This is a genomic window from Frigoribacterium sp. CG_9.8 (genome assembly GCF_015751965.1).
Lineage (GTDB): Bacteria > Actinomycetota > Actinomycetes > Actinomycetales > Microbacteriaceae > Lacisediminihabitans.
On sequence record NZ_JADOVH010000001.1, the window covers coordinates 622,267 to 638,910 of the forward strand.

The 16,644-nt window shown below is 63.9% G+C and carries 17 protein-coding genes; 13 read left to right on the top strand and 4 right to left on the bottom strand.

All coding sequences use genetic code 11. The annotated features are described in order from the left end of the window. Positions 1-20 precede the first annotated feature (20 nt). The 8 genes from IWX88_RS03120 to IWX88_RS03155 all read left to right on the top strand — a co-directional run bounded on the left by IWX88_RS03120 (position 21) and on the right by IWX88_RS03155 (position 8,703). The gene (locus IWX88_RS03120; protein WP_196827039.1) at positions 21-965 is read left to right on the top strand and encodes a glycine betaine ABC transporter substrate-binding protein; all 945 of its coding nucleotides are present in this window, start codon (positions 21-23) and stop codon (positions 963-965) included. Then, a complete protein-coding gene (gene fae / locus IWX88_RS03125; protein ID WP_196827042.1) occupies positions 966-1,520 on the top strand; it encodes a formaldehyde-activating enzyme in 555 nt (184 codons plus the stop codon). It begins immediately after the preceding gene. Next, complete coding sequence (locus tag IWX88_RS03130; RefSeq protein WP_196827044.1) at positions 1,517-2,620, top strand: mandelate racemase/muconate lactonizing enzyme family protein; 1,104 nt, start codon at positions 1,517-1,519, stop codon at positions 2,618-2,620. The genes fae and IWX88_RS03130 overlap by 4 nt, the downstream gene beginning before the upstream one ends. After that, positions 2,617-4,122: an aldehyde dehydrogenase gene (locus tag IWX88_RS03135; protein ID WP_196827047.1), complete on the top strand. Its 1,506-nt coding sequence runs from the start codon at positions 2,617-2,619 to the stop codon at positions 4,120-4,122. Before IWX88_RS03130 ends, IWX88_RS03135 begins: the two co-directional genes overlap by 4 nt. Positions 4,123-4,136: 14 nt before the next feature. Further along, a complete protein-coding gene (locus tag IWX88_RS03140; protein WP_231368743.1) occupies positions 4,137-5,063 on the top strand; it encodes an NAD(P)-dependent oxidoreductase in 927 nt (308 codons plus the stop codon). Beyond that, entirely contained in the window at positions 5,060-6,262 is a 1,203-nt protein-coding gene (locus IWX88_RS03145; protein WP_196827051.1) for an iron-containing alcohol dehydrogenase, read from the top strand. The genes IWX88_RS03140 and IWX88_RS03145 overlap by 4 nt, the downstream gene beginning before the upstream one ends. Next, positions 6,259-7,743 (top strand): NAD-dependent succinate-semialdehyde dehydrogenase, encoded by a 1,485-nt coding sequence (locus tag IWX88_RS03150; RefSeq protein WP_196827055.1) that lies wholly within the window; start codon positions 6,259-6,261, stop codon positions 7,741-7,743. Before IWX88_RS03145 ends, IWX88_RS03150 begins: the two co-directional genes overlap by 4 nt. Before the next feature lie 420 nt (positions 7,744-8,163). Beyond that, positions 8,164-8,703: an SGNH/GDSL hydrolase family protein gene (locus tag IWX88_RS03155; RefSeq protein WP_196827057.1), complete on the top strand. Its 540-nt coding sequence runs from the start codon at positions 8,164-8,166 to the stop codon at positions 8,701-8,703. A gap of 251 nt (positions 8,704-8,954) precedes the next feature. Here the strand turns inward: IWX88_RS03155 and IWX88_RS03160 are convergent, their stop codons facing one another. The 3 genes from IWX88_RS03160 to IWX88_RS03170 all read right to left on the bottom strand — a co-directional run bounded on the left by IWX88_RS03160 (position 8,955) and on the right by IWX88_RS03170 (position 12,497). Continuing rightward, positions 8,955-10,625, bottom strand: a complete 1,671-nt coding sequence (locus IWX88_RS03160) for an ABC-F family ATP-binding cassette domain-containing protein (protein ID WP_196827063.1) — start codon at positions 10,623-10,625, stop codon at positions 8,955-8,957. Between the two features lie 385 nt (positions 10,626-11,010). Beyond that, positions 11,011-11,787, bottom strand: coding sequence for a hypothetical protein (locus IWX88_RS03165; RefSeq protein WP_196827066.1), 777 nt, complete (start codon positions 11,785-11,787; stop codon positions 11,011-11,013). Continuing rightward, positions 11,784-12,497: an ABC transporter ATP-binding protein gene (locus IWX88_RS03170; RefSeq protein ID WP_196827069.1), complete on the bottom strand. Its 714-nt coding sequence runs from the start codon at positions 12,495-12,497 to the stop codon at positions 11,784-11,786. The genes IWX88_RS03165 and IWX88_RS03170 overlap by 4 nt, the downstream gene beginning before the upstream one ends. Before the next feature lie 159 nt (positions 12,498-12,656). On the opposite strand from IWX88_RS03170, the gene IWX88_RS03175 reads away from it, so the two are divergent. From IWX88_RS03175 to IWX88_RS03195, 5 genes are all read left to right on the top strand, one after another. Further along, positions 12,657-13,787, top strand: coding sequence for a sensor histidine kinase (locus tag IWX88_RS03175; RefSeq protein WP_196827071.1), 1,131 nt, complete (start codon positions 12,657-12,659; stop codon positions 13,785-13,787). Further along, positions 13,784-14,431, top strand: a complete 648-nt coding sequence (locus tag IWX88_RS03180) for a response regulator transcription factor (protein ID WP_196827073.1) — start codon at positions 13,784-13,786, stop codon at positions 14,429-14,431. Before IWX88_RS03175 ends, IWX88_RS03180 begins: the two co-directional genes overlap by 4 nt. 274 nt (positions 14,432-14,705) lie before the next feature. After that, the gene (locus IWX88_RS03185) at positions 14,706-15,344 is read left to right on the top strand and encodes an alpha/beta fold hydrolase (protein WP_196827077.1); all 639 of its coding nucleotides are present in this window, start codon (positions 14,706-14,708) and stop codon (positions 15,342-15,344) included. A gap of 124 nt (positions 15,345-15,468) precedes the next feature. Then, positions 15,469-15,687 carry a TraY domain-containing protein gene (locus IWX88_RS03190; RefSeq protein WP_196827079.1) on the top strand — a complete coding sequence of 73 codons (219 nt, stop codon included), beginning with the start codon at positions 15,469-15,471 and terminating at the stop codon, positions 15,685-15,687. Further along, positions 15,684-15,950 carry a type II toxin-antitoxin system RelE/ParE family toxin gene (locus tag IWX88_RS03195; protein WP_196827081.1) on the top strand — a complete coding sequence of 89 codons (267 nt, stop codon included), beginning with the start codon at positions 15,684-15,686 and terminating at the stop codon, positions 15,948-15,950. The genes IWX88_RS03190 and IWX88_RS03195 overlap by 4 nt, the downstream gene beginning before the upstream one ends. A 171-nt stretch (positions 15,951-16,121) precedes the next feature. On the opposite strand, the gene IWX88_RS03200 is transcribed toward IWX88_RS03195, so the two are convergent. Continuing rightward, on the bottom strand, positions 16,122-16,634 hold the full coding sequence (locus IWX88_RS03200) for a gamma carbonic anhydrase family protein (protein ID WP_196827083.1): 513 nt from the start codon (positions 16,632-16,634) through the stop codon (positions 16,122-16,124). Positions 16,635-16,644: the final 10 nt, after the last annotated feature.

Genomic DNA, 16,644 nt, shown 5'->3' on the forward strand with positions numbered 1-16,644 from the left:
GAAAGCACAAGGAGAAGTACATGAATAAACGCACCATCAGCCTGATTGCGGTCGCCGCCGTGGGCATCCTCGCCCTCAGCGCGTGCTCCGCAAGCACCGGGGGAGAGACGAAGACGTCCTCGTCCAAGAGCGACGAAGTCAAGGGACTCACCGGCACCATCGGGGCCAAAGACTTCTCGGAGCAGTACATCCTCGCCTACCTCACGAGCGAACTGCTCAACGCCCACGGCGCGAAGACCGAGGCCAACATCAAGGTCGTCGGCTCTGCCAACGTGCGCGCCGCGCTCGAGAGTGACAACTTCATGGGGTACTGGGAATACACGGGCACCTCGTGGATCAACTACAACAAGAACACCGCACCGGTGAAGGGTGAGGCCGCCCAGTTCGCCGCGACCAAAGCAGCGGATGCCAAGAACGGCATCGCCTGGCTAGACCCGGCTCCGCTCAACAACACCTACGCGTTCGCGATCCGTTCGGACAAGGCGAAGAAGCTTGGCATCACCTCGCTCAGTGACATTGCGAAGCTGCCCGCGAGCGAGCAGACCTTCTGCATTGAGAGCGAATTCTCAACCCGTGATGACGGCTGGCCGGGACTCAAGAAGGCCTACGGACTCACCGTGCCCGACTCGAGCGTGTCGATGCTCGACACCGGTGTCATCTATACAGCCACCCAGAAGGGCACCGACTGCAACTTCGGAGAGGTCTTCCAGACCGATGGCCGCATCAAGGCACTCGATCTCACCGTCATGAAGGACGACAAGGAGTACTTCCCCGTCTACCAGGGCGCCTTCACCGTGAAGCAGACGACGCTCGACAAGTACCCGGGCATCGCGAAGGTGATTGCGCTGATGGCAGGCAAGCTCACGACAGCCGAAATGCAGACACTCAACGCGCAGGCCGATGTCGATGGGGACGACCCGAAGACCATTGCCCAGAATTGGCTCAAGAAGCAGGGATTGATCTAAATGACCCAGGCCCTTCAAATCGGCGAGAGCTTTGTCGGCGACGGCGTCAATGCCGCTCACGTCAACACCGTTTTCGGCCACCGCGAGGGGCCAGCTGGGGTGGCGTGGGCTTCGGCCCTCGCCACCCCCAGCCAGGGGCACGTGCCCTTTGTCACCGTGCTGCGGCCATCGCTGCCGGTGAAACCACTCACCCTGTTCGTGACCAAGTCCGCCCCGGCTGGTGACGAACACGGGCTCCTTATCTGGGGTCCGGCACAGGCCGGTATCGCCGCTGGCGTCGCGGATGCTCTCGCCGACGCGGTGATCTCCCGCGAACAGGCCGACTCTCATGTGATCATCGCCGCCGTCTGGGTGAATCCGAAGGCGGATGACGCGGAGGCCGTCTTCGCCAACAACCGCCTCTCGGTTCGCACCGCACTCGAGAACGGAGCGCTCTCGCTCCCCGACACGGACGACGTGATAGCGGCCAGGAATTCCCCGGCCAACCCGTTTTTCACCCCGCAACCCCGCTCTGACTCACCGTCCCAAACCGTCGATTCCGGAAGCTCTGAATGAAGATCACGGCCATCCGCCTCACGCGAATGACCTTGCCGCTTGAACCCGCGTTCAACGCCGCCTGGGATCCGAATCCCCGGCGCCAGTTTCCTGCCACTCTCGTCACGGTGGAGACCGATGCGGGTATCGTCGGCATTGGTTCCGGCGACACGATGGACGGTTTCGAGGCCTATGAGCATTTGTTTCTCGGCACTGACCCGCTGCAGATCCTGAACCAAGTGCGGCGCATCGAGACCATCAACTTTCACGGCGGGCGGTACTGGCCCCTCGAAGTGGCACTCTGGGACATCATCGGCCAGGTTGCCGGACTGCCGGTGAGCGTGCTGTTCGGTGGCGCACGTGACCGGCTGCCGGCCTACGCATCCTGTGGCGAGCTGAAGGCGCCGGAGGCTCGTGCGCAGTCGGCTCTCGCCGCGAAGGCCAGAGGATTCCGTGCCATGAAGATTCGGATCTCCCGCGACGACGTTGCCGGCGGTATCGCTGCCGTTCGAGCGACCCGTGAGGCGGTCGGTGACGACTTCGACCTGATGGTGGACCTCAATCAGATGTGGCGGATGAGCGGCGATATCGCACCTGCTCTGCCCCTCGCCCGCGTGCAGAGGATTGCAGAAGAACTGCAGGAGCTTGCCGTTCTGTGGCTCGAGGAGCCGCTGCCGCAAGTTGATGTGGTCGGTGCGCAGAGGGTGCGCGCCCAGACCGGTATGCAGATTGCCGGCGGCGAAATGGTGCGCAGCATTGCCGAACTCGCCGCGCTGGTCGAAGCGGATGCCTACGACATCTACCAGCCGGATGTCGTACTGGCGGTTGGCATGTACCGGGCGCGACAGGTAGCCGAATCAGCGAACCTGCGCCACCGGCTCTTCACCCCGCACACCTGGACCAACGGGCTCGGACTGCTCGCCAACCTGCACGTGGCAGCCGGGGTGGATGCCGGCCCCTACCTCGAGTTTCCCTATGACCCGCCCGGGTGGACTCCCGACCGGCGCGACTTCTTCCTCGAGCCGATCGACATCGATGACACCGGATGCCTCGTGGTGCCGACGGCTCCCGGGCTCGGTGCCACAATCGACTGGGATGTTGTGAAAAGGTTCACCGTATGACCAACTGGGCGGCCCGCGCGGCCGCGCTCACACCCGAGACCCGCCTGTTCATCGACGGGCAATTTCGATCCGCCCTCGACGGCGCGACATTCGACACGATCGCCCCACGCGACGGCAGAGTGATCGCCGCCGTCAGCGCGGCCGGAGCAGCGGATGTCGACCTCGCCGTTCGGGCCGCTAATCGTGCTTTCGAATCGGGGGTCTGGTCTCGCGCCGACCGCCGCAAGCGGGCTCGCGTGCTGCTTCGGCTCAGCGAACTCATGCTCGAGGACCTCGACACACTTGCCCTTCTCGAATCCCTCGACTCCGGGCATCCGATCGGCGACGCTCGAAATGTGGATGTGCCGAACGCGGCCCGCACGATGCGGTGGTACGCCGAAGCAATCGACAAGATCTATGACGAGATCGCTCCAGCGCCGGAGAGCGCGCTTGCGCTGATCACCCGGGAGCCGCTCGGCGTGATCGGTGCGGTGGTGCCCTGGAACTATCCGCTCATCATCACCGCCTGGAAGATCGCCCCGGCACTCGCCGCGGGAAACTGCGTGGTGTTGAAGCCCGCAGAGCTCACGAGCCTCTCCGCGCTGCGTCTGGCCGAACTCGCCGCCCGTGCCGGACTTCCGGCCGGGGTGCTGAACGTCGTACCGGGACTCGGAGCGGTCGCGGGCGAAGCGCTGGGGCGGCATCCGCTTGTCGACAAGGTCACCTTCACCGGGTCGCCGGCGGTAGGCCGCCGGTTCCTCAGCTATTCGGGTGAGTCGAACGGCAAGCAGGTCGCGCTCGAACTCGGCGGCAAGTCGCCGCAGGTCGTGCTTGCGGATGTCGAGGACATCGCCGCCTGTGCCTCCGCGGTGGCCTGGGGCATCTTTTACAACGCCGGGCAGACCTGCCACGGAGGGAGCCGCCTCATCGTGGATGAGCGCGTGCACGATGATCTCGTCGCTGCGGTGATCGCGGTCGGGGAATCCCTCGTGCTCGGTGACCCGCTCGACGAATCAACGCAGATCGGCTCGATCGCCAGCGCGGTGCAGCTCCAGCGCGTGCTCGATTACACCGGCATCGCCCGTGCTGAGGGAGTCACCGTGCACGGCGGGCGCCGGGTACGCCCCGATGGACTTGCCGATGGCTTCTATGTGGAGCCGACGGTCTTCACCGGAGTGGACAATGCCGGACGCATCGGCCAGGAGGAGATCTTCGGACCGGCCCTCTCGGTGTCGAGCGTTCCTGGCGCGGCGGAAGCGGTTCGCGTCGCCAACGACAGCGCCTACGGACTTGCGGCCAGCGTCTGGACGCGGGATGTCACCACCGCACATCGGGTGGCACGCGAGCTGCGCGCCGGCACAGTGTGGATCAACACCTTTGACGTCGCCGATGTCATCACGCCGTTCGGCGGGTTCAAGAGTTCGGGCAGCGGACGCGATCGATCGCTGCACGCCTTCGACGCCTACACGGCCCTGAAAACCACCTGGATCAACCTGGGCAATTCGCCCCTGACCAACGATTGAGAATGCACGAACACATGAGCAGCACTTCACCGACACGCATCGGCTTCATCGGACTTGGCAACATGGGCTCAGGGATGACCCGCAACCTGCAGAAGGCGGGGTTCGACCTTGTCGTCAATGACATCCGCCGGGAATCCGCCGACCAACTGGTGGCAAATGGCGCAGAGTGGGCGACCACTCCGGCCGAGGTCGCTGCGGCGAGCGACGTTGTGATCACCATGCTGCCGACGCCCCGGCACGTGGAAACGGTTGTCAACGGACCCGCGGGCATCCTCGCGGGTATCGCCGACGGCGGCACGTGGGTCGACATGTCCACCTCGGTGCCGGAGGTGGCGCAGCGGGTGAGGGCCGAAAACCCGCATCGTGACCTTCACATTCTCGATGCCCCGGTTAGCGGTATGGCTGTCGGCGCTGCCTCCGGAATGCTGCAGATCTTCGTCGGAGGAGAGGAGGCGGATGTCGCGCGCCTCCGCCCGGTGTTCGAGGCGATGGGAGACCCGGAGCGCATCCTGCACGTGGGAGCGGCCGGCGCCGGCTACACCGTCAAACTCATGATCAACCAGCTCTGGTTCTCCCATCTCGTGGCGACCGCTGAGGTGCTCGCCATTGGGGTGAAGGCCGGTGTCGACCTTGCCGTTCTGCGTAATTCGCTCATCGCGAGCCCGGCGAACAGCAACTTCGTGCAAAACGATATGCTCTCGATCCTCGATCATGGTGACTACGACGAGGGCTTTGCAATCGCCCTCGCCTGCAAAGATCTCGGTCTCTCGATCGACCTCGCCCGGTCGGTCGGAGCACCCTCCGAGCTCAGCGCGCTCGTGGAACAGATCTATCGCCGTGCCCGTGCCCAGTACGGTGACCTCGCCGGGGAAATGACGCCGGTGAAGCTCTATGAAGACCTGATCGGCGTCAACCTCCGGCTCGAGAGAGTGCTTGTATGAGCGAACGTGCCTCTACGGGGTGCGCGCCACTACCGCGCACGCTCGATGACATCCAGCTCACCCTGGATCCCAAGCCCATCGCGCACTTCGGGCGCGGAACCGTTGTGCGGGTTGGGGCGATCACGGCGGCAACCGGCGCCACAACGGTGTTGGTGGTCACCGATCCGTTTCTTGCCGCCTCCCCGGTCGTCGCCCTCGTTCGTGCCTCCCTCGAGGGAGCCGGTTTAGCCGTGACCGTTTTCGGGGGAGTGACCCCGAACCCGACAACCACCTGTGTCGACGAGGGAAGCGACCTCGCCATGTCGATCGGTGCCGGTGCAATCGTCGCCGTCGGTGGCGGATCGTCGATGGATGCCGCAAAAGGCATATCTCTGGGAGCGGTGAACCCCCAGCGCGGAATCGAGCTGGACTACACGAGCACCTTCGCCCACCCTGCGCTGCCGGTCATCGCCATCCCCACGACCGCTGGCACCGGCGCAGAGGTGAATGCCTTCGGAGTGATCACCGACGTGCAGAGTCACCGCAAGTTCTACGTCGGTCACGACAGCGCACTCGCCAGGGCAGCGATCCTCGATCCGGACCTCACCGTCGGACTGCCCGCGAGTGCGACGGCCGCAACCGGAATGGATGCCCTCACGCACGCACTCGAGTCGTATCTCTCGGTGCGGGCGAATCCCTACAGTGACGGCATCGCCCTTCAGGTGATCTCGACCGTTGCCACCTTCCTGCCGCGCGCGGTGGCGGATGGTGCAGACATCGAAGCCAGGGCCGAGCTGCTGCTCGCCAGCCACATCGCCGGTGTGGGGTTCTCGCACACAGGACTCGGGCTTGTGCACGGGATCGCGCATCCGCTCGGCGGTCAGTTCAATATTCCGCACGGCCTCGCGCTGTGCATCGTGATCGAGGGGGTGTTGCGGTTCAATCTCTCGGCGCGACGGGAGCGTATCGCCCGTGTGGCTTTCGCCCTGGGTGTGGGCGACACCGCGGCATCCGTTGCCGAGAACGCTGAGGCGGCCATCACGGAGATTGCGGCGCTTGCGGCCCGGGTGGGAATGAACGGCCCACTCTCGAAATTTGGAGTCACTCTCGAGGCGTTGCCGTCACTTGCGGAGGACACTCTCGCTGACGCCGTCACCATCAATAACCCGATCAAGCCAACCGTCGATGACGTCATCGGCATTCTCACGGAGTCTCTATGACCATCACCCCAGCTATCGAAGCCGCCCTGCTCAGTCGAATCCCCACCGGTCTGTTCATCGGGGGTGAATTCCGCGCCGCGAGTGATGGCGGCACCTTCGACGTGCACGATCCGTCTACTGGAGGTGTGCTGCTGAGCATTGCGGATGCCACCCCGGCCGACGGCGCGGCGGCACTCGCTGCGGCCGATGCGGCCCAGCGGGACTGGTCACGCACCGCCCCGCGCACACGAGCCGAGATCCTGCGCACCGCCTTCGAGTTGCTCACTGCCCGGGCAGACGACTTCGCACTGCTGATGACGCTGGAGATGGGCAAGCCACTGGCCGAAGCCCGCGGTGAGGTGGCGTACGGTGCCGAGTTTCTGCGCTGGTTCTCGGAGGAGACGGCCCGCATCTCGGGGCGCTTCGCGACGGCACCGGATGGCAACAGCCGGCTGATGGTGACCCGCCGCGCGGTCGGCCCGTGCCTGTTCATCACCCCGTGGAACTTTCCGCTCGCGATGGCCACGCGCAAAATCGCTCCGGCGATCGCGGCCGGCTGCACGATGGTGCTGAAGCCCGCTGCCCTCACTCCGCTCACCGCTCTGTTCTTTGCGCAGCTTCTTCAGGAGGCCGGTCTCCCGGCCGGCGTGCTCAACCTGGTGCAGACCTCACGGGCCGGCGCGGTCACCGCCCCGCTCATCGCGGACTCCCGCCTGCGCAAGCTGTCGTTCACCGGGTCGACCGAGGTCGGACGCCGCCTGATCGCTGATGCCGCGCCGCAGGTGTTGCGCGTCTCGATGGAGCTCGGCGGCAACGCGCCGTTCCTCGTGTTCGCGGACGCCGATATCGACCGAGCCGTCGATGGGGCGATGATCGCCAAAATGCGAAACGGAGGTGAGGCCTGCACCGCGGCCAACCGGTTCCTGGTGCACGAATCCGTCGCCGCAGAGTTCACCGGCAAACTCATCGAGCGGATGCGCGCCCACACCGTCGCCCGCGGCACCGAGCCGCACTCGAAGATCGGTCCACTGGTGGATGAGGCCACCAGGCAGAAAGTGCATGAGCTCGTGACATCCGCCATCGAAGACGGCGCGACTCTCGCTCTTGGCGGATCTGCCGTCGACGGGCCGGGCTACTTCTATCTGCCCACTGTTCTCACCGATGTGCCGCCGCACGCTCGAATCCTGCATGAGGAGGTGTTCGGCCCGGTCGCACCTATTTCCACCTTTACGACCGAGGTCGAGGCCATCCGGCTCGCCAATGACACGGAGTTCGGGCTCGTGGCGTATGCCTACACGCGAGATCTCAATCGCACCCTGCGTCTGGCGGAGGAACTCGAGGTCGGCATGCTGGGCATCAACACCGGCATCGTGTCCAACCCGGCCGCGCCGTTCGGCGGTGTGAAACAGTCCGGACTCGGGCGTGAGGGGGGCTTCGAGGGTATCGACGAGTACCTGGAAACCCGATACGTGGGAATCGCGGATCCGTTCGTCGACGCCTGAGCGGTCGAATGCTGTGCCACTGTGCCGCTGTGCCACTGGTCCACTGTGCCGCTGGTCCACTGCGGTGCAGCGGTCGGGTGCTGGCATCGTCCCTGGTGATCTGAGTTGTCGGTTCACGGACCCTTCGGGTCCGGCATGTGTCGGTGACCCACCTCTGCCAGGCGGGACTTCGCGCGATCTACTTCGTCTAAGCCGTGAACCCGGCCGCGAACAACGGTCGCCACGCGCCTCATGATTGAGGCCGCAGTGCGACGCAGATGAAGCTTCCACCTGCGGGCCCTTTTGTGAGGTCGTGCGGGCCGCCTGTCGTTTAGTGATGGATCAGACAAAGCACATCCTTGTGTACTCCGACTCGCTCACGTGGGGGATTGTGCCCGGGACTCGGCGGCGACTCCATTCGACTCCCGGTGGTCAGGCGTCTTGCACAACGCGCTAAACGTCGGCGATCTGCGGATCCGCGTCACCGAAGACTGCCTCAACGGTCGTCGAACGGCGTTCGACGACCCGTACAAGCCGGGACGCAACGCGCTCGTGGGCATTAGTCAGGTCATCGAAGCGCAATCGCCCCTCGACGTCGTGATTCTCTTGCTCGGCACGAACGACTTCCAGTCAATGCATCCGCACAGTGCTTGGCATTCGGCGGCGGGTCTGGCCTCGGTAATCAACGCCGTGCGCACTGCCCCGACCGAGCCGGGGATGCCCGTACCACCGATCCTTCTAACCGCACCCCCGCAACTCGACGACCCTCGCGGCCCCATCGGCCCGAAGTTCGCCGGCGGGGATGTTGCCTCGCGCGGCCTCTCGGACGCGATACGGCAGGTTAGCGAGGACACCGGGTGTGCGTTTTTCGACGCCAACTCCGTCACCACGAGCAGCACCGTGGACGGGGTGCATCTGGATGCCGACCAGCATGAGATTCTCGGCCGCGTGCTCACCCCCGTAGTCGCGGACCTGCTGTAGCGGGTGTGAGCCTCGCCAGACAATTGCCGGTCTGTCGTGTCGTCGCGTGTGGGATTCCGTAGCCGATGGTTGAATTCCGCGAAGCGTGTATCGAAACGAAGGCAACGAGATCGTCTATTCGGGCCTTGTTTCGAAACGTCAACGTGGTCGGCTACTCAACGAGCGACCCTCTGTCAGGCGGCAAGGCAGTCGAAGGGTTCGGCGCCAGCCCATACGCAAAGCTGGTTTCGAACCCATCACTCCGCGACGTCTCAACCAGCGAGTTGCGCGACCCGCCCACCGACGAGGTGCAGTTCGTCGGCGTCCCACCGGCACCGCAACCAGCGGTCGTGGCTGGCGATGACGACAGCACCCGGGTATGTACCAAGGGCGTGCTCCAGTTCCCCGGCCAGCGCGAGGGACAAGTGGTTGGTCGGCTCGTCGAGCAGGAAGACGTGCGGAGGCTTCGCGATAATCAACGCGAGGGCCAGCCTCCGCTGTTGACCCACCGAAAGGAGTCCGACAGGACGGTCAATTTCCCACGGCGCGACCAGGCCGAGGCAAGCGAGTGGGGTTCGCGCACTACGCTCCTCACCGAGCACCTCCCGATACACCTCGCGGCCAGTCCGGCGCGGATCGGCGAATCGCACGTCCTGCTCCAACAAACCAATGCTGAGGCCACGTCGGGTGCCACGTACGCCTCCATCCAAAGCAAGCCGGCCGGACAGGGCTCCGAGCAGCGTCGACTTGCCCGAACCATTGGGACCGGTGACGAGCAGGCGCTGTCCCGCCCGTATCGCCAGCGACTCGATCGCCAAGCGGTCGCCGACCGTCACCGCACTCAGCTGGACGAGTGGCCCTGAGTCGTCCGCCGCCGAGAACCCATGCGGGATGCCGCCGAAATCGAGCGGCGCCCGTGGTTTTCGCACCTGGATTGCGTCCAACTCGTCGAACCGCCTCCGGGTGTTCTGTACCCGCCGACTCACTTGCTTGTGGATGCGGCCAGTCTTTAAGTTATAGCCCATCTTCTCGTGGTCGCTCGGCGGTTTGAAATTGGTCACCCGACGCGACGTGACCGCAACTCCGTACCTCAGATCTCTCAGCTGCTGTTGTTCGGTCTCGTATTGCTCTGCCCGGCGGTCGCGTTCCGCGGCCTTCTCAGTCAAGTACGACGAATAGACAGGGCCGGCAACGCCCGTACCCACGCCGATCCTTCGGGGCAGGGTGGTGCGGCCGGGGTCGAGGTCGACGAGGTCGGTCGCCGTGGCGTCAAGGAACGCGCGATCGTGGCTGGCGAAGATCACCGGCCCACTCCAATCGCGGAGGGTCTGCTCAAGGAACACGGCGGCCTCGTCATCGAGGTGGTTGGTCGGCTCGTCAAGCACCAACGCCTCCGGCTTCGCCAGCAGGAGGCCGGCGAGCGCTACGCGGGCACGCTCTCCTCCGGAGATCCCGTCGAGACGGCGCGACTCCTCGACGTCCGCTAGGCCGAGGCCTGCGATCACCGACGCCCGACGCGCATCGACTGACCAGACCTGGGCCGCCTCCGCGGCGGCAAGTGCGCGACTGTAATGTTCACAGGCAGTGGTGTCGTCAGACGCCGCACCATGGTTGCGGGCAAGGCTGGACGCGGCATCTGCGAGTTGCTGCTCGATGGCGCGCACGTCGGCGAGGGCATGCTCGATAAGGTCATCGACTGTGTTGGTGGGCTCGAACGGCACCTCCTGCCAGAGCAGACCGGTGCGCGCCGGGCGCTGCACGGTACCGCTGTCTGCCTCTTCGACTCCGGCGAGAAGTCGAAGCAGGGTCGACTTCCCGACGCCGTTCTCGCCGATCAAACCAATGCGTGCGCGCGGATTGACCGTGATGCTGAGGCCATCGATGATGATGCGGGTGCCGTAGGCCCTGGTCAGGTCGACAGCGCGGATATAGATCTCTGCCATGGGAATCCCTTGTCGCGGATGCGATGACCATCGGGCAAAGCCTCAGACGTGGTCCTGAAAAGGAATTAAAACTTCATAGTGAGGCCAGCTCAGCAAACGCATACCCTAAACTTCCGCTGCGATCGCAGCCAACACTATGAACCGCCCATTGACATGGGCTCCACTCCATCAGGCGTTACCTCGCCAAAGGGGATCACGTGCCGATGCCGCGCTTGCCGCATCATGACGACCCATTGCAAGATCGCCCACCTTGGTCTCCCTTGGTCCCGTTGTGTTCGCGGACCGTTTGTTCATCTGTGATCCAGTCGACTCGGGCGTACTCAACAGGGTTGGCGTCCCCGACAGTGATGCACGACTGATTTTTGACGGCGTGGACAGTGTTATCTCAGCGCACTTCGCGTCGGACCACGCGCACGGCGCCCAAGATCAGAGGCAGAAGCACCCACACCCCAATCGAGACTGTGATGCGTACCAGGTCATCGTTGGTGACGCGGCCATCGAGTAGTGGTGTCGTGGTGGTGCCGATGTCGAACCACGCGGCGATGGCGGCTCCGGTCTTGCTGGAGACGGCAATGAGGCTCCAAGCCATGGCACTCGTGGCGACGAAAATGATCGCCGCGGGGGCGTTGAGGATTAATGTGCCGAGTGCGACCCCACTGAGCACGAGTATCACGTTGACCGAAAACCAGCCTGCTGTGGCCGCCGGATCGAAAGTCCAGTCGGCGGTGACACCCCGCGCCGCGGAGACTGCCCCGGTGATGACGAAGGCAACCCCGACCAGTACGGCGCAGGTCAGCGCAGTCGCGATTACCGGGGGAAACAGTTTCGACGCGACGATGCGCACACGCCGAGGTTCGAGAGCGAATGTTGTCGAGGCGGTACCGTGGCTCCATTCGCTGGTTACCGCAAGTATTCCCATAGCCGGAAGGAGAATCGACAGAACCGCCCCGGAGATCATGATCACACCTTGCACTGTTGGCTCCATGAACCAGGCATATCCGATCATGATGCCGACTGTGAGCACGATCGTCACGTCCGTGAGTACCTGCCCGACGAGGGTGTCGAAGAACTTGCGGGTCTCGACGTTGATGAGGCGGTGGAACGGGATGGACGAGCTATCGAGCCGAATGGCCGGCGCTGAGGAGACGGTTTGGGAGATCATGCTGCGCTCCGATCGGTTGGGGTGGTGAGCTGGAAATAGAGGTGCTCGAGGTCGCGCCCGGCGGCGAGTTCGCGCGTGGAGCCGGCGGCGAGCACCCGACCGCTGCCGATCATCACGATCCGGTCGGCCACCTGCTCGACCTCGTGCAAAAGGTGTGAGCTGAGCAATACGGCGCAGCCGTCATCGGCGAGGGACCGGACGAGGGTGCGCAGCCAAGCGATGCCCTGCGGGTCGAGTCCGTTGGCTGGTTCGTCCAGGACGAGCACGCGGGGCTCGCCAAGCAGTGCCTGGGCAATGCCGAGACGCTGCCGCATACCGAGCGAGTACCCGCGCACGCGAGTCGTACTCTCTCGCCTGGTGAGTCCGACTCGGTCGAGCACCTCGTCGACATGGGGAATGGGCACCCCCATCATCCTTGCTGCCAGTCGGAGCGTTTCCCGGCCGGTCCGTCCCGGGTGAACGGCTCCCGCATCGAGCAGACTGCCGACGTGGCGACCCGGATTGTGAAGCTTGGCGTATCGGGAACCAAGGACTGTCGCGGTACCAGAGGTCGCTCGGGCGTGGCCGAGGAGAATTCGCATCGCCGTTGTTTTGCCAGCCCCGTTAGGGCCGAGGAATCCCGTGACCGAGCCCGGTGGCACCGTGAAAGTGACATCGTCTAGGGCAGTGCGGCCTCGGTAACGCTTGGTGATTCTGCTGAATTCGATCATGAAGTCAGTTCATCCCACCACCGGCCACCGCACATCGGGCAGAGGTCGAAACGTGATAGCCGTCCGGTGCGATGTTTGGGGTACATCGTCGACATCTGTCGATGCTGAAGTAGACAAAGGTTACAGAACCGAGACGCGAGAGACCCATAAGCTCGAAACATGGACCGGCCGAAGTGGATGCGCGCCACTCCGTACGTCTGCGCACTTCTAGTTACGGGATTCTTCACCACCATCCTCGTCTGGATCGCCGTGACCGAGCCCGAACGCCGATGGTGGGTGGCCGGCGATCTCGTTGTCGGCATCGGGGGACTGGTTCTCCTCCGAGTCCGACACCGCGCACCATTCGCTGTCGCGCTCATCACCGCCGCAGCGACACTCATGTCAACCACCGTCATCGGGCCAGCCTTCGTCGCCTACGTTTCTCTCACGACGCACCGCCGCTGGGGCCGCATCGTGCTGGCCGCGCTCCTGCTCTGGACCGCCACCGCTGTCTATTCCAGCGGTGATGGCATCACCCAGCAACTCATTCTCGCTGTCTCGACGACGACATTGTCGATCATCGCGCTGACCGTTGCAGGCCTCTACCTGCGGAGCCGCCGAGATCTCGAGACTGAGCGCGCAGAACGGCATGCGGAGGAACAACGCCGCCAACTCGAACAGCTGGAGCAGGCCCGGCTGAACGAACGAGCCCGCATCGCCCGCGAGATGCACGACGTGCTGGCCCATCGCATCTCGCTGCTCTCCCTGCACGCGGGAGCGCTCGCGCATCGGACCGACCTCACCGCCGAGGACGTGCGTGCGGCCGCGACGGTGATCCACGAAAGCGCGCACCAAGCCCTTACCGAGTTGCGCGCAACCCTCGGCAGCCTTCGTGACACTTCGTCGACCGCGCCACCGCAACCATCATGGACAGAACTTCCCGCGCTCCTCGACGAAGTTCGCGAGGCCGGCCAGAGCGTCGAAGTCAGCGACGAGGTGACCGGCGTTGCGCAGTTACCTGCCCAGATCGGGCGCCACGCCTACCGCATCGTACAAGAGGCCCTCACGAACGCACGCAAACATGCACCAGGGGCGCGTGTCGAGGTGCTGATGCGCGGGCGACCGGGGCGTGAACTTCACCTGCGCATCAGCAACACGCTAACCCTGGGCCGAGTCGATCCTTCGTCCGGTGGCCTCGGACTGATCGGCCTGACCGAACGAGTAAATATGGTGAGCGGTACCCTGACGAACCGTGTCGCGAATGGACGGTTCATCCTCGATGCGACACTTCCCTGGGAGATGCCCTCGTGATCCGTTTGGCGATCGTGGACGACGACGCGCTGGTGCGCACCGGGTTACGGCTCATCCTCGGTGGTGAAGCCGATATCCAGATCGTTGCCGAGGCGGCCAACGGCGTTGAGGCAGAAAAATTCGCGGATGGCGTCGACGTGATGTTGATGGACATCCGCATGCCGGTACAAGACGGTCTCGCCACGACAGAGAAGCTCATGGCGCACCCCACAGCGCCGGCCGTCATCGTCCTGACCACGTTCGAAGCGGACGACCTCGTCCTTCGCGCTCTGGGTGCCGGGGCCGCCGGTTTTCTCCTGAAAGACACGTCTCCTGCACGGCTAATCGAAGCAATCCACGCCGTCGCAGCCGGCGAACCGATGCTGTCACCGGCGATCACACGCCGGTTGATTGCCGCGGCCATCAGTCCCGCCGCGGCCACTCCGATGGACTCCGCAGCGTCAGCATCACTCGCCACGCTCACCGACCGCGAACGCGAAGTCGCTATTGAGGTCGCACGCGGACTGCCGAACGCGGAAATAGCCACCCGCCTATTCATGAGCGTCGCGACGGTGAAGGCGACGGTCACACGCATTTTTCAGAAGATCGATACCGCCAACCGCGTGCAACTGGCCATAAAAGTGCGTGACGCAGGACTGCTCTGATCCCCATCAGATTCATCCTGTGCGTGAGAGGTGGTTCCCAGTTACTCAGCGAGGGACGCAGTCCCCTGTCCCGCAACGGGCTCGGCCTACAGGCGCTGCGAGCGTGCTGTGGAGTCCGTCGCTGATGGCGCTCGAAGCTGAGATGCGAGGCTGGGTAAATGAATGCGCACAGTGGTTCAAAGTCGCAGAAACTGTGGTTCGAAGTTACCGGTGATGGTGTGCCTTTGGTACTGATGCATCCAGGGGCGCTGATTTTCGAACTTTCGGCCCCGTCGTGGAGCCGCTGATCGGGACCTATCGGCTCATCACCCCGGATCAGCGAGGCCGCGGTCGAACTCGAGACATGCCGGGCCCAATCTCGCACGAGATCATGGCCGAGGACTACATCTCCTTGCTTGATGAGCAGCTTGGTGAGCCCGTTCACTTGCTCGGCTACAGCGACGGCGCCGTTGTCGCGCTATTCGTGGCGCTGAAGCGGCCAGACCTCGTCACAGACCCCGTTGTCGTCTCCGGGGTGTATCACCGCGACGGATGGGCCCCGGGCGTTCTTGACACCGAGGTCCCGGAGTTCATGATTGATTCCTATGCAGAGGTGTCACCGGACGGGCGAGCACACTTCACCGTTGTCGCGGTAAAGCTCACTCAGATGCGTTCCACGCAACCTGCAATCACCGAGAGGGAGCTTGCGGATGTCTCGTGCCCGACCCTTGTGCTCATCGGTGACGACGACGAGGTGCTGCTCGAGCACGCTGTCTCCTTCTACCGGGCTCTACCCCAGGGCGAGCTCGCTGTCGTTCCGCACGCCTCGCATGGTGTGCTCGTTGAGAAGCCCGAACTTTGCAGCTCGATGATCACCGCGTTTCACGGCTCCGACAAGCCCGCGACATACGCGCCGATACAACGGGCAAACTGAAACGCGGACACCGGCTAGCTCGTTGACGTCCCATCGAGGGTTGGTCTGCGGGCGGGGCTGTGCGGAATGTCAGCGCCAAGCGCCGGGTCATGCTATATTTGTATAGCATCCTGAGGAGGGTCCCATGCCGCAAATCAACCTCCGCGTAGACGAGGAAACTGAGCAGCGTCTGCAGTACTTGTCTGCACGTACTGGGCGGTCGAAAACGTTCTATGCGACCGAAGCACTGACACAGTATTTGGACGAGAATGAGGACTACTTCCTGGCGAAAGATGCGCTGGAGGAATTCACTCAGTCCAACGACGATGCGATTGATCTTGCTGACGTGGTCTGGCCTGTGTGAGCTACGCGATCAGGCTCACGCCGAACGCAGCAAAACAGATCAGGAAACTTGATCCGACGGCAGCGAAGCGAATCCGTAGTTTTCTTGAACAAAAACTCGCTCAGCTAGACAATCCGCGCTTGCTCGGCAAGAAGCTTGTGAACGAGGAATTCTGGCGTTATCGTGTGGGCGACTATCGGATCCTCACAAACATTGACGATGACCAGATTCTGATTCTCATTGTTGAAGTTGCGCACCGCCGCGAGGTCTACAACACTCTCTAAATCCGGAAGCAGCACACGAGGCCGCTGGCGACGAGACACTCAGTCCAGTCTCGTTCTCAGGCCGCCGTTCCCGCTGGCGAGGATTCCGCCGGGGTCATTGCACGCAGTGTGCAAAGGGCCCGACTGACACAGGCCATCACAGCAGTAGACGCCGACGCGACGCACCCCAAGCTACAGAGCGGCGTGCTTGCGGCTCAGCTCGACGTAATGTGCCGCGTTTGCGGTGACATGCGCCACTTCGGCATCCGTTAATTCGCGACGCACCTTGGCTGGCACTCCAGCGACGAGCGACCTGGGTGGGATGGCTGTGCCCTCGAGCACGACGGCTCCCGCAGCCACGAGAGAGCCGGCACCGATCACCGCGCCGTTGAGCACCGTTGCGCTCATGCCGATCAGGCAGTCGTCCTCGATGATGCAGCCGTGCAGCACTGCGGAATGACCGACACTCACCCGCTCACCGACGATGGTCGGCATACCGTGGTCGCAGTGCACCGCGACGTTGTCTTGCAGATTGCTCCCCGCTCCGATCGAGATCGAGTCCGTGTCGGCGCGAAGCACCGCGCCGTAGAACACGCTCGAATTGGCGGCGAGGGCCACCTGTCCGATGAGCGTGGCATTCGGGGCGACCCAGGCGGCGGCGTCGATTGCGGGCGTGTGGCCATCGAATGGCAAGACCAGTGACATCCCCTCAGGC